Origin of the sequence: Thiomonas sp. UBA7699 (assembly GCF_002482605.1) — a bacterium.
GTDB lineage: Bacteria > Pseudomonadota > Gammaproteobacteria > Burkholderiales > Burkholderiaceae_C > Thiomonas > Thiomonas arsenitoxydans.
Genome location: NZ_DLGH01000032.1, coordinates 20,993 through 33,399 on the forward strand (window position 1 = coordinate 20,993; position 12,407 = coordinate 33,399).

The window sequence follows — 12,407 nt, forward strand, 5'->3', positions numbered from 1 at the left end:
CAACCAGGAAACCATCATGTCTTCGGAATTTGATCTCATCGTCATCGGCGCTGGCCCTGGCGGCTATATCGCTGCCATCCGCGCCGCTCAACTGGGCCTAAACGTGGCCTGCATCGACGCCTGGCGCAATGCCCAGGGCGGCCCTGCGCCGGGCGGCACCTGTACCAATATCGGCTGCATTCCCTCCAAGGCGCTGTTGCAGTCGAGCGAGCATTTCGAGCAGGCGGGGCACGATTTCGCCGCGCATGGCATTGGCGTGAGCGGCCTGTCCATCGATGTGCCCGTCATGCAGCAGCGCAAGGCCCAAGTGGTCAAGCAGAACAACGAAGGCATCCTCTACCTGTTCAAGAAGAACAAGGTCACGTTTTTCCACGGCACAGCCGCGTTCAAAGGCGGCAACGCCGACGCCGGATGGCAGGTCGCGGTGACCGGCAAGGACGCCGAGCAGGTGCTGTCGGCCAAGCAGATCATCGTGGCGACCGGCTCGGTGCCGCGCAGCCTGCCCGGTCTGGACTTCGATGAGCAGCGCGTGTTGTCCAACGACGGCGCGCTGTCCATCGACGCTGTGCCCAAGACGCTGGGCGTGATCGGCGCCGGGGTGATCGGGCTGGAGATGGGCAGCGTGTGGCGCCGCCTCGGTGCGCAAGTCACCCTGCTGGAAGCCATGCCCGACTTTCTCGCCGCTGCCGATGCGCAGGTCGCCAAAGAGGCGCTCAAGCAGTTCACCAAACAGGGGCTGGCGATTCATCTGGGCGCGAAGATCACGGCGACCAAGGTGCTGAAAAACGGGGTGACCGTCGATTGGACCAACGCCAAAGGCGAAGCGCAGACGCTCAAGGTCGAGCGGCTCATCGTCTCCGTCGGCCGCAAGCCGAATACCGACTCGCTCGGTGCACAAACTATCGGCCTGCAACTGGATGAGCGCGGCTTCATTCAGGTGGACGCCGACTGCCGCACCAACCTGCCGGGCATCTGGGCGGTGGGCGATGTGGTGCGCGGCCCCATGCTGGCGCACAAGGCCGAGGAAGAGGGCGTGGCCGTGGCCGAGCGCATCGCCGGGCAGAAACCGCACGTCGATTTCAACACCGTGCCCTGGGTCATCTACACCGCGCCCGAAATCGCCTGGGTCGGACAAACCGAGCAGCAGCTCAAGGCCGCTGGCCGCGCTTACAAGGCGGGAAGTTTTCCCTTCATGGCCAATGGCCGTGCCCGTGCCCTGGGCGACACCACCGGATTCGTCAAAATGCTGGCCGATGCGCAGACCGATGAAATTCTCGGCGTGCACATCATCGGCCCGATGGCCTCGGAGCTGATCGCCGAGGCCGCGGTGGCGATGGAATTCAAGGCCGCCAGCGAAGACATCGCCCGCATCTGCCACGCGCACCCCACGCTGTCGGAGAGCCTGAAGGAAGCGGCGCTGGGCGTTGCGGGCCGCACGCTGAACTTCTGAACGGCAGCGCATGAATGTCACCGAGTATTTCGAGCAATCCCTGAGTGAGAGAGGCTTTACTGCGGATGCCGCCCAGCGCGCGGGCGTGGCCCGTCTGCAGCAGTGTTACGACGAATGGGTCGAGTACAAGTCGCGCCGGTCGAGCGCCATTCGCCGAGCCCTGGTGCATCCCGAATTGCCACGCGGGGTTTACCTCTACGGCGGCGTGGGGCGGGGCAAGTCGATGCTGATGGATGCGTTTTTTGTCACCGTGCCGCTGCTGCGCAAAACGCGGCTGCACTTCCATGAGTTCATGCACGAGGTGCAACGCGAAATGGCCGCCTTGCAGGGCACTGTCGATCCGCTGACCGAGCTTTCCAAACGCATTGCGCGGCGCTTCAGGCTGATCTGCTTCGACGAGTTTCACATCAGCGATGTGACCGACGCCATGATCCTGCATCGCCTGCTCGACGGGCTGTTCGATCATGGGGTGCAAATGGTTGCCACCTCCAACTTTCATCCTGACGATCTTTACCCTGATGGTCTGCACCGCGACCGCATACTGCCCGCCATCGAACTCATCAAACAAAAAATGGACGTGGTCAAAATCGATGCCGGTGTGGACTATCGCCACAAAGCCCTGCGCGAACTCAACCTCTACATCACCCCGCTGGGAGACGAGGCGCAAGCCCGAATGGAACAGGCCTTCGAGCGCATGGCCTCCAGTACCGAAGAAGACCCGGTGCTGACCATCGAAGGCCGCGAAGTGCAGGCGCTGCAGCGGGCCGGCGGTGTGGTGTGGTTCAGTTTTCACGAACTATGCGAAACCCCGCGTTCGCAAAACGACTACCTCGAACTCGCCAGCCGCTTTCACACTGTGCTGCTGTCCGACGTGCCGCTGATGACCGAAGACATGGCCAGCGCCGCGCGTCGCTTCACCCTGCTGGTGGACGTGCTGTACGACCGCCGCATCAAACTGATTCTGTCAGCCGCCGTGCCGCCCGAGCAGCTTTATGTGCACGGGCCGCTCGACTATGAATTCACCCGCACCGTTTCGCGCCAGAACGAAATGCAGAGCGCCGAGTATTTGCGCGAGGGGCGGCGCCAGGGCGAGGCCACGCTGGTATGAACGTCTTCCAAAAGGTTTTCCCAGTCGGGTGGGTGCTGATGGCTTGCCTAGGTTCGAGCGCTGCCCTGGCGGCGGCGCAACCCACCCCGGCTCAAGACGCTGCGCAACAAGTGGTCTTGCAGCAGCAGCGCGCGCAGGTGCAGGCGGAGTACGCGGCGCAGCGCGGCGCCTGTCTGCAGCGCTTTTTTGTCAACGACTGCCTCGACGCGGCACGCGAGAAGGAGCGTGCTGCACTGGCCCCCATCGACACCGATCTGCAGGCCATCGCTCTGCGCGGCCGCCTGCGCGCTGCCGAAGACGAACTCCGCCGGGTGCAGGCGAATAGAGCCGCCTCACAGCGCGGGCAGCCCGACCGCGCACAAGCCGAGCAGCAGAGCGCGGCACGCGAAGCCGACCTTGCACAGCGACAGCAGCAGGCCGCCCAACGCGCCGCACAAGCCGCTGCAGCGCCGCCGAAGACGCCTGCCACCGCCGCTGCGCCCGTGCCCACGCCTGCGGGGCGCCTGTTTCCGGCCCCTGCGCCGCAAAGCCAGAAGAGCCCGGCGCAGCGCGCGGCGGAGGTCAAGCAGGCGGAGGCCGACTTCGCCGCCAAGCAAAAGGCCTACGCCGAGAAGCAGGCCGAGCAGGCGCGCCAGAATGCCGCCAAGCCGTCTACAGCGCCGTTGCCGGTGCCGCCACCCAGCGCACCGTAGAAGAGCACGCGGGTGCGGCGGGCTACCATGCCCGCCTGTTCATTCGGGCCATTCGGGCTTTTGCGCATGTTGATTGAATCTCCCCTTATCGCGGCGTTTACCCACCAATCCCCAGAGCAACTGCGGCTGCAGATCGGCATTCTGCTGGGCGTTGTGGCGCTGGGTGTGCTGCTGGGCACGGCGCTTGAAAAGCAGGTGCGCAAGCTGCCCAACTGGAAGACGGCGTTTCGCGCGACCTGGCGCTACGGCCTGGGATTTCCTGCGGTGGCTTTGCTGGCGCTGGTTCTGGTGCGGCATGGCTCGCATCTGCTGCTCAAACTGCCGCTGCTCAAACTGGCGCTGCCGGTGCTGGCGGTGCTGCTGCTGGTACGTCTGGCAGGTTCCGTCGCAAGGCAACGGTTTTCCAAGGATGGCGGCGTGCACTATCTGGTGCGGGTGGTCAGTATCGGCCTGTGGGTGACGCTGGCCCTGCATCTGGCGGGCGTGCTGCCTGAAATTCACGAAGCGCTCGATGCGCTGTCGATCTCCCTGGGCAGTCAGCGCCTTTCCGGCTGGACCTTGCTCAAGGGCGCGGCGTCCATCGCCGTCACGCTGCTGCTGGCGCTGTGGGTTTCTTCGCTGCTGGAATCGCGGCTGATGCGCTCGCCGCTGGACGCCAGCCTGCGTCTGGTGTTCACCCGGCTGCTGCGGTCGGTGGTGCTGCTGGTGGCCATCCTCACCGCCTTGCAGATGGTGGGCATCGATCTCACCGTGCTCAGCGTGTTCGGTGGTGCCTTGGGCGTCGGCCTCGGTCTGGGTTTGCAGAAAATCGCAGCCAACTACGTCTCGGGCTTTGTCATTCTGCTCGAGCGCAGTCTGCGTGTGGGCGACAACGTGCGGGTGGAGACTTTTCAGGGTCAGATCATCGACATCAAGACCCGTTACACCCTGGTGCGCAGCGCCGGGGGCACGGACTCCATCGTGCCCAACGAAATGCTGATCGCCAACCGCATCGAAAACCTCTCGTATAACGACCCCAACGTCTGGCTCTCGACCACGGTGGGCGTGTCGTACGACACCGACGTTGAAAAGGCGCTGGTGCTGATCAAAGAGGCGGCGCAGTCCGTGCCGCGCGTCTTGCAAAGCCCCGGCCCGAGCGCTGTGCTCGATGCGTTTGGCGAAAGCGCCATCAACATCACCGTAGGCTACTGGATTGCCGACCCGGAACACGGCACACTGGGCGTGCGAGGCCAGGTCAATCTCGCCATCTGGCATGCGCTCAAACAAAACGGGATCGAGATTCCGTTTCCGCAGCGGGTTTTGCAGTGGGCACCGGGCAAGGAGCCAGCCGCGCAGGCTGCAGAGCGCCAATAGCGAGCGCAGGCTCCCACGCAAGGTCTGCGAAAGGCGTCTGCTGCAGCATGTTGTCGAGACAAGGAGACCGATATGCAAGACGCTGACCTCACCCCCAATCGCGCCAACCACGCGCCGCTCACGCCGCTGATCTTTCTGGATCATGCCGCCGACCTTTATCCGCAGCGCTTGGCCGTCCTTCACGGCAGCCTGCAGCGCAACTGGGCGCAGACGCGCGAGCGCTGCCGACGGCTGGCATCGGCCCTGGTGCGACGGGGCCTGCAGCGCGGGGATGTGGTGGCGGTCATGCTGCCCAATGTGCCGACCATGGTGGAAGCGCATTTCGGCGTGCCCATGGCCGGGCTGGTGCTCAACACCCTCAACACCCGGCTCGACGCCGAGGCGCTGGCCTACATGCTGCTGCACGGCGGCGCCAAGGCCGTGCTGGTCGATCCTGAACTGGCGGCCGTGATGCAGCGGGCCGTGGCGCTCGCGGTGGAGCAGGGTCTGGCGCCGCCGCTGGTGATCGACGTGCCCGATCCGGAGTTCGTGCCCGGCGGCCAAGGCATCGGCGCGCTGAGTTACGAGGCGCTGCTCGCAGAAGGTCTGGCGAGCGAGGCGTTGCCCGATGTGGCCGACGAGTGGGATTCGATCTCCTTGAATTACACCTCCGGCACGACCGGCAAACCCAAGGGCGTGGTGTACTCCCATCGCGGCGCGTATGTGAATGCGGTGTCCAATATTCTCGAATGGGACATGCCCAAGCACCCGGTCTATCTGTGGACTCTGCCCATGTTTCATTGCAACGGCTGGTGCTTTCCGTGGACGGTGGCCGCGCGGGCCGGGGTCAACGTCTGTCTGCGCAAGGTCGAGGCGCAGGCCATTTTCGATCGCATCCGAAGCGCGGGTGTAACGCATTACTGCGGCGCTCCGATCGTCCACAATCTGCTGGTCAATGCACCCGCCGAGATGAAAGCCGGCATTCACCACGCTGTGCGGGCCATGGTCGCCGGCGCCGCGCCACCCGCGGCACTGATCGAGGGGCTCGAAGCCATGGGCTTCGATCTGACTCACACCTACGGCCTCACCGAGGTGTATGGCCCGGCGACGGTTTGCGCCAAACAGGAGTCCTGGACTGAGCTGCCGCTGCCTGAGCGCGCGCGTTTGAATGCGCGGCAGGGCGTGCGCTATCACCTGCAGAATGCCGCGACCGTGCGGAACTCAGACACCCTGGAAGAAGTGCCGCACGATGGGCAAACCCTGGGCGAAATCATGTTTCGCGGCAACATCATGATGAAAGGCTATCTGGACAATCCCGATGCGACCGAGCAGGCTTTTCATGGCGGTTGGTTTCACAGCGGCGACCTCGCTGTGGTCGATCCCGACGGCTACATCAAGATCAAGGATCGCAGCAAGGACGTCATTATTTCGGGCGGGGAAAACATCTCCAGCATCGAAGTCGAAGACGTGCTTTACCGCCATCCCGCTGTGCTGGTGGCCGCCGTGGTGGCTATGCCCGATCCGAAATGGGGCGAGAGTCCCTGCGCGTTTGTCGAACTCAAGCAAGGCCGAACGGTGACCGAAGAAGAAATCATCGCGTTCTGCAAAGCTCACCTCGCAGGCTTCAAAACGCCGCGCAAAGTGGTGTTTGGCGAGGTGCCCAAAACGTCCACCGGCAAGATCCAGAAATACGCCTTGCGCGCGCAGGCGCATTCCCGCGAAGCGATTGATCTATAGAAATCCGCTTTGAAAGCGGCCCTTCCTGATTCCGCCAAAGGTAATGGGCCCTTTGCGCGGGGCTTGATTTGCGGCCGCGTCCGTCGTTACACTGCCAAAAACGAACGGTCGTTCTATTATGGGTCGGTCAGTCCGTTCAGGTCAGGGCGCTGCCTATACTGACCCACACAACAAACCCTACTGGAGCAATTGCATGAAAGTGCTGGTCGCGGTCAAGCGCGTGGTGGATTACAACGTCAAGGTGCGGGTCAAGTCGGATGGCAGCGGCATCGATACCGCCGGTGTGAAGATGAGCATGAACCCGTTTGACGAAATCGCCGTGGAAGAAGCGGTGCGGCTCAAGGAAAAAGGCGCAGCGACCGAAATCGTCGCGGTGAGTTGTGGTGTAGCCGCCTGCGGCGAGACCCTGCGCACCGCCATGGCGATCGGCGCCGACCGGGGCGTGCTGGTGGAAAGCGAGGCTGAGTTGCAGCCCCTGGCCGTGGCCAAGCTGCTCAAGGCTGTGGTCGAGAAAGAGGGTGCGCAGTTGGTCATTCTGGGCAAGCAGGCCATCGATGACGATTCCAACCAGACCGGGCAAATGCTGGCTGCTCTGCTGGGCTGGTCGCAGGCTACCTTTGCGTCCAAGGTCGAACTCGACGGCGCGCAGGCGAAAGTCACCCGCGAGGTGGATGGCGGTCTGGAGACGATCGCGGTCAAGCTGCCCGCCGTCATCACCACGGACCTGCGGCTCAACGAGCCGCGCTACGTCACTCTGCCCAACATCATGAAGGCGAAGAAAAAGCCGATTGATACCCTCAAGCCGGAAGAACTGGGCGTGGATGTGAGCCCGCGACTCAAAACGCTGAAGGTTGCCGAACCGCCCAAGCGCGGCGCGGGCGTGAAGGTGCCCGATGTCGCCACGCTGGTCGCTCGTCTGAAGACCGAGGCCAAGGTCATCTGACCTGCCTTCCCTGAGCGGCTTTTCGCAAGCAACCCATTCGAGGATTTTTCCATGACCGCACTCGTCATTGCCGAACACGACAACCAGGTTCTCAAACCCTCCACCCTCAACACCATTGCCGCCGCGTTGCTGTGCGATCCGCAAGTGCATGTGCTCGTTGCCGGGCAAAACTGTGCAGCGGTTGCCCAGGCTGCCGCGCAGGCTGCTGGCGTGGGCAAGGTGTTGTGCGCCGACGCGCCGCAACTCGCCGCGGGCCTGGCGGAAGCCAGCGCTGCGCAAGTGCTGGCTTTGGCGCCGTCCTACAGCCACATCCTGGCGCCGGCTACGGCCTTCGGCAAAAACATCGCCCCGCGCGTGGCGGCCCTGCTCGATGTGGCGCAGGTGTCCGACATCATTCATGTGCACAGCCCCGATACTTTCGATCGCCCCATCTACGCCGGCAACGCCATTGCCACGGTGCAAAGCAGCGACAAGGTCTTGGTCATCACCGTGCGCACCACGGGCTTCGACCCGGTGGCCGCGACCGGCGGCACGGCCGAGGTGAGCAGCGTTGACGCCGTGGCCGATGCCGGGCTGTCCAGTCTGGTCGGACGCGAAACCACCAAGAGCGAGCGGCCGGAACTCACCGCGGCGAAGATCATCGTCTCCGGCGGGCGCGGCCTGGGCAGCAAGGAAAACTTCGAGGCGGTGATGACCCCGCTGGCCGACAAACTCGGCGCCGCGATGGGCGCCAGCCGCGCTGCGGTCGATGCGGGCTATGCCCCCAACGACTGGCAGGTGGGGCAAACCGGCAAGATCGTCGCGCCGCAACTCTATGTGGCCGTGGGTATATCCGGCGCCATCCAGCATCTGGCCGGTATGAAAGACAGCAAGGTCATCGTCGCTATCAACAAGGACGAAGAAGCGCCGATCTTCGGCGTGGCCGATTACGGTCTGGTGGCCGATTTGTTCACTGCCGTGCCGGAAATGGTCAAGCAGATTTGAGGCTTAAACCCCGCCCGTTCACAACGTGTTGACACCCGACGACAGCCGCGCAGACGGCTGCTCCACAAACATCCCCAGACGGAGACTCGCATGAGCTATACCGCCCCCATCCGCGACATGATGTTCGACCTCGAACATCTCGCAGGCCTGGAGTCCATTTCCAAACTGCCGGGCTTCGAGGACGCCACCCCTGACACGGCGGCAGCGGTGCTGGAGGAATGCGGCAAATTCAACCGCGATGTGATCGCCCCGCTGAACCGCGAGGGCGACCTCCATCCCAGCGCCTGGGCAGACGGCAAGGTGACCACCACCCCGGGATTCAAGCAGGCGTTCCGGCAGTTCGTCGATGGCGGGTGGCAAGGGCTGCAACATTCGGCTGAATTTGGCGGGCAGGGTTTGCCCAAAAGCATCTCGGCGGCCTGCACCGAAATGCTCAACAGCGCCAACCTCAGTTTCGCGCTGTGCCCGCTCTTGTCAGACGGCGCCATCGAAGCCTTGCTCACCGCGGGTACCGATGCGCAGAAGCAGCGCTACATCCCCAAGCTGATCTCGGGCGAGTGGACGGGCACCATGAATCTCACCGAGCCGCAGGCGGGCTCTGATTTGGCGCTGGTGCGCAGCCGCGCCGAGCCTCAGGGCGACGGAACTTACCGGCTGTTCGGCCAGAAGATTTACATCACTTACGGCGAGCACGACATGGCGGACAACATCGTCCACCTGGTGCTGGCCCGCCTGCCGGATGCACCGGCGGGAGTCAAGGGCATTTCGCTGTTCATCGTGCCCAAGGTGCTGGAAGACGGGCGGCGCAACGACGTTTGGTGCGCCTCCATCGAGCACAAGCTGGGCATCAAGGCCAGCCCGACGGCGGTGCTGATTTACGGCGACGGCAAGGGCGAGGTGGGAACCGGCGCGATTGGCGAGCTGGTGGGCGAGGCCAATCGCGGGCTGGAATACATGTTCATCATGATGAACGCGGCCCGCTACGCCGTGGGCCTGCAGGGCATTGCCGTAGCCGAGCGGGCTTACCAAAAGGCGGCGGCCTATGCCAAGGATCGGGTGCAGTCGCGCCCGGTGGACGGCAGCGCGGCGCAGCCGGTGAGCATCGTGCATCACCCCGATGTGCGCCGCATGCTCATGACCATGCGCGCGCTCACCGAAGGTTGCCGCGCACTCGCGCTGGTGGCCGCGAGTCTGCACGACGTGGGCCGCGCCCATCCCGATGCCGGACAGCGCGCTGCGCACGAGGCGGCCTACGAGTTTCTGGTGCCGCTGGTCAAGGGCTACTCGACAGAGATGAGCATCAAGGTGGCGAGCCTTGGCGTGCAGGTGCATGGCGGCATGGGCTTTATCGAAGAAACGGGGGCGGCCCAGTATTACCGCGACGCCCGCATTCTCACCATCTACGAGGGCACCACGGCCATCCAGGCCAACGATCTGGTGGGACGCAAGACGGTGCGCGATGGCGGCGCCCTGGCGCTGCACTTCGCCGCACGGGTGAGCAAGGTCGAAGAGGCGCTCACGGCCACGGGCGATGCGCAGGCCGTGACCATGGCTGGCCAGCTGCGGCAAGCCCGCGAAGCGTATGCGCAGGTGGTGGCGTTTGTCGCGGCGCACGGCAAGTCCGACCCCAACGCGGTGTTCGTGGGCAGCGTGCCTTATCTGATGCTGGCGGGCAACCTGATGACCGGTTGGCAGATGGCGCAAAGCTGGCTGGCCACGCGCGACCTTCCGGCGGATGAAGCCGCCTTCGCCCAAGCCAAACGGGCCACCGCTGCGTTTTACTGCGCCCACATCCTGCCGCGCTGCGGCGGTTTGCGCGACGCAGTCTTGAGTGGCGCCGACAGCGTGATGGCCCTGCCGGTGGAGGCGTTCTGAGATGAGTCTGCCCGCCATTCTTTCCAAGCTGCGGCTGCCTGTCATCGGCTCGCCGCTGTTCATCATCTCCAATCCCAAGTTGGTGATTGCGCAATGCACCGCGGGCATCGTCGGCAGTTTTCCCGCGCTGAATGCCCGCCCGGCGTCGCAGCTCGACGAATGGCTGGCCGAAATCACCGAGGCACTTGCCGCGTGGAACGCGGCCCATCCCGACCAGCCCGCTGCGCCGTTCGCGGTCAACCAGATCGTTCACCGCAGCAACGAGCGCCTGGAGCAGGATATGATGCTCTGCGCCAAGTACCGAGTGCCCATCGTCATCACCTCGCTGGGCGCTCGCCCCGAAGTGAATCAGGGCGTGCATGGTTGGGGCGGCATCGTGCTGCACGATGTGATCAACCAGACCTTTGCGCACAAAGCGGTGGAGAAGGGCGCAGACGGTCTCATTCTGGTGGCGGCCGGCGCCGGCGGACACGCGGGCACGCAATCGCCTTTTGCGCTGGTGCAGGAAACCCGGCGCTGGTTCGACGGGCCGGTTGTGCTTTCTGGCGCCATTGCCCGTGGCGACTCGGTGCTTGCCGCGCAGGCCATGGGGGCCGATCTGGCTTATATCGGCAGCGCCTTCATCGCCACCGACGAGGCGCGCGCCGCCGAGGGCTACAAGCAGATGATCGTGGACAGCAGCGCGCAAGACATCGTGTACTCCAGCCTGTTCACCGGCGTGCACGGCAACTACCTGCGCGGCTCGATTGCCGCCGCCGGGCTCGATCCCGACCATCTGCCCGAGGGCGATCCGAGCAAGATGGATTTCGCCGCCGCCATCGGCGGGGCCAAAGCCTGGAAAGACATCTGGGGCTGCGGCCAGGGCATAGGGGCCGTGGGCCGGGTGCAGCCCGCCGCAGACCTTGTGGCCCAACTGCAGCGGGAATACGAAGCCGCGAAAACTCGGATGTGCGGCCGCTGACGCTCCGACAGCTCGCCTATAGTGGTGTAGTCCGAAGCACGAATCTGGAGATACCCCATGCGTGCACATCATCATCACCCGCAGGCTCAGCCTGAGGCGCCTTCACCCCCCAACGCCGCGCAACTCGCCGGGGCGCGCACGTTTGCCGAGTTTTATCCGCTGTATCTGGCCGAGCACCGGCTGCCGCTCACCCGCAAGCTGCACTTCGCTGGCTCAACCCTGGCGCTGATCTGCCTGTTTTTTCTCATTTTCACCGCCAACCCATGGTGGCTGCTCGCGGCCGTCATCTGCGGCTACGCTTTTGCCTGGGCGGCCCACTTTTTTGTCGAACACAACCGTCCGGCGACGTTCCAGCGCCCGCTGTTCAGTTTGATGGGCGACTGGGTGATGTGGTGGCAGATGCTGACGAACATAAAATAATTAGCCTAATCAATCACTTACAGAACAAGCCCACACTAACACTGTGGGCTTTTTTTCGTCTGTGGGGGACATTCACTCCCCCACAATTCCCCCAGGGTTCCCCAATGTTCCCTAGGGCGCTCCCCCATAGCTCCCCCAGGCTGGGCTTTCACGCATCCTGCATCGGGGGTGGCGGATAGCCCAGCCGCTCATAAGCGGCCTGCAGGGTTTCTTCCAGAGCTTTCCGTGCGGCCTCCCTGGCGCGCACAGAATCACGCCCCGGGTGTCCAGGAACCCCGGGCCGCTCGGACAGCCCCAGGCGCTCGATCGTGCGCCGCAGCGTCTTCACGGCGGCCAGCCACTCCTTGCCCTCGGGTGTGGCCTCAAGCCATTTACGGTGGCGTGCGCCTTTGGCGCCGCCGCTGCCCAGGCCCGCCCCAGCCCTTCGGGTGGCCTCAATCGCATCTCCAGCCAGCAGCCAGGCCGCAGTTGCGGCGTCGAGCTGCGCACCGGGGGCCACCATGCCGCGATTCAGAACCAACAGATCGTCCGGCACGCTCGGAGGTGACATGAAAGGAAGCACGACCTGAACGTGAACGGAGGGCGGCTGCTGCCGAGGGGCTTGAGCCTCATCCAACTGCTCGCGCCCTGCCGCTGTTTGAGCTGCATCTAACAACCCCTGCGCGGCCCGGTTAGACAGCCATCCGCGCAGCAATGCGACCTCGACCAGATCGAACCACTTTCGGGGCATCGGCGGCGCCGGCGCCATCCAGCGCCGCCACCCCCGCCCAGTGCCGTCGCCGACCCCCAGCGCCCGCTCCAGCAGCCCAGTCCCCAAACCGCTGCGCTGGCGAATTTCTGCTGCGCAGGCCCGCCATGCTTCTTTCATTTCCGATGTTGCTCGCATAAGTCCATTATATACACAA

The 12,407-nt window shown here is 64.3% G+C and carries 11 protein-coding genes; 10 read left to right on the plus strand and 1 reads right to left on the minus strand.

The genetic code is table 11. The annotated features are described in order from the left end of the window. Positions 1-16: 16 nt before the first annotated feature. The 10 genes from lpdA (at position 17) to B3H47_RS14080 (ending at position 11,502) form a co-directional block, all read left to right on the plus strand. Entirely contained in the window at positions 17-1,450 is a 1,434-nt protein-coding gene (gene lpdA, locus B3H47_RS14035) for a dihydrolipoyl dehydrogenase (RefSeq protein ID WP_286987613.1), read from the plus strand. A 10-nt stretch (positions 1,451-1,460) separates the two neighbouring features. Further along, a complete protein-coding gene (gene zapE / locus B3H47_RS14040) occupies positions 1,461-2,558 on the plus strand; it encodes a cell division protein ZapE (RefSeq protein WP_286987615.1) in 1,098 nt (365 codons plus the stop codon). Continuing rightward, on the plus strand, positions 2,555-3,250 hold the full coding sequence (locus tag B3H47_RS14045) for a hypothetical protein (RefSeq protein WP_286987616.1): 696 nt from the start codon (positions 2,555-2,557) through the stop codon (positions 3,248-3,250). The genes zapE and B3H47_RS14045 overlap by 4 nt, the downstream gene beginning before the upstream one ends. A 66-nt stretch (positions 3,251-3,316) precedes the next feature. Next, positions 3,317-4,603 (plus strand): mechanosensitive ion channel family protein, encoded by a 1,287-nt coding sequence (locus tag B3H47_RS14050; RefSeq protein ID WP_286987617.1) that lies wholly within the window; start codon positions 3,317-3,319, stop codon positions 4,601-4,603. Positions 4,604-4,675: 72 nt separating this feature from the next. Next, the gene (locus tag B3H47_RS14055; protein ID WP_286987619.1) at positions 4,676-6,319 is read left to right on the plus strand and encodes an acyl-CoA synthetase; all 1,644 of its coding nucleotides are present in this window, start codon (positions 4,676-4,678) and stop codon (positions 6,317-6,319) included. Positions 6,320-6,512: 193 nt separating this feature from the next. Continuing rightward, positions 6,513-7,262 (plus strand): electron transfer flavoprotein subunit beta/FixA family protein, encoded by a 750-nt coding sequence (locus B3H47_RS14060; RefSeq protein WP_286987621.1) that lies wholly within the window; start codon positions 6,513-6,515, stop codon positions 7,260-7,262. Between the two features lie 51 nt (positions 7,263-7,313). Beyond that, on the plus strand, positions 7,314-8,246 hold the full coding sequence (locus tag B3H47_RS14065; RefSeq protein ID WP_286987623.1) for an electron transfer flavoprotein subunit alpha/FixB family protein: 933 nt from the start codon (positions 7,314-7,316) through the stop codon (positions 8,244-8,246). A 90-nt stretch (positions 8,247-8,336) separates the two neighbouring features. After that, positions 8,337-10,121 carry an acyl-CoA dehydrogenase gene (locus B3H47_RS14070; protein WP_286987625.1) on the plus strand — a complete coding sequence of 595 codons (1,785 nt, stop codon included), beginning with the start codon at positions 8,337-8,339 and terminating at the stop codon, positions 10,119-10,121. A 1-nt stretch (position 10,122) separates the two neighbouring features. Continuing rightward, positions 10,123-11,082, plus strand: coding sequence for an NAD(P)H-dependent flavin oxidoreductase (locus B3H47_RS14075; RefSeq protein ID WP_286987627.1), 960 nt, complete (start codon positions 10,123-10,125; stop codon positions 11,080-11,082). Between the two features lie 57 nt (positions 11,083-11,139). After that, positions 11,140-11,502 carry a DUF962 domain-containing protein gene (locus tag B3H47_RS14080; protein ID WP_286987629.1) on the plus strand — a complete coding sequence of 121 codons (363 nt, stop codon included), beginning with the start codon at positions 11,140-11,142 and terminating at the stop codon, positions 11,500-11,502. Positions 11,503-11,650: 148 nt separating this feature from the next. Here B3H47_RS14080 and B3H47_RS14085 read toward each other — a convergent pair whose 3' ends face one another. Continuing rightward, positions 11,651-12,370, minus strand: a complete 720-nt coding sequence (locus B3H47_RS14085) for a hypothetical protein (protein WP_286987630.1) — start codon at positions 12,368-12,370, stop codon at positions 11,651-11,653. Between the last annotated feature and the right edge of the window lie 37 nt (positions 12,371-12,407).

Bases quoted from the DNA above. Each gene is read 5' to 3' on its own strand.
- lpdA (WP_286987613.1), top strand. From the start codon at position 17: ATGTCTTCGGAATTTGATCTCATCGTCATCGGCGCTGGCCCTGGCGGC.
- zapE (WP_286987615.1), top strand. From the start codon at position 1,461: ATGAATGTCACCGAGTATTTCGAGCAATCCCTGAGTGAGAGAGGCTTT.
- B3H47_RS14045 (WP_286987616.1), top strand. From the start codon at position 2,555: ATGAACGTCTTCCAAAAGGTTTTCCCAGTCGGGTGGGTGCTGATGGCT.
- B3H47_RS14050 (WP_286987617.1), top strand. From the start codon at position 3,317: ATGTTGATTGAATCTCCCCTTATCGCGGCGTTTACCCACCAATCCCCA.
- B3H47_RS14055 (WP_286987619.1), top strand. From the start codon at position 4,676: ATGCAAGACGCTGACCTCACCCCCAATCGCGCCAACCACGCGCCGCTC.
- B3H47_RS14060 (WP_286987621.1), top strand. From the start codon at position 6,513: ATGAAAGTGCTGGTCGCGGTCAAGCGCGTGGTGGATTACAACGTCAAG.
- B3H47_RS14065 (WP_286987623.1), top strand. From the start codon at position 7,314: ATGACCGCACTCGTCATTGCCGAACACGACAACCAGGTTCTCAAACCC.
- B3H47_RS14070 (WP_286987625.1), top strand. From the start codon at position 8,337: ATGAGCTATACCGCCCCCATCCGCGACATGATGTTCGACCTCGAACAT.
- B3H47_RS14075 (WP_286987627.1), top strand. From the start codon at position 10,123: ATGAGTCTGCCCGCCATTCTTTCCAAGCTGCGGCTGCCTGTCATCGGC.
- B3H47_RS14080 (WP_286987629.1), top strand. From the start codon at position 11,140: ATGCGTGCACATCATCATCACCCGCAGGCTCAGCCTGAGGCGCCTTCA.
- B3H47_RS14085 (WP_286987630.1), bottom strand. From the start codon at position 12,370: ATGAAAGAAGCATGGCGGGCCTGCGCAGCAGAAATTCGCCAGCGCAGC.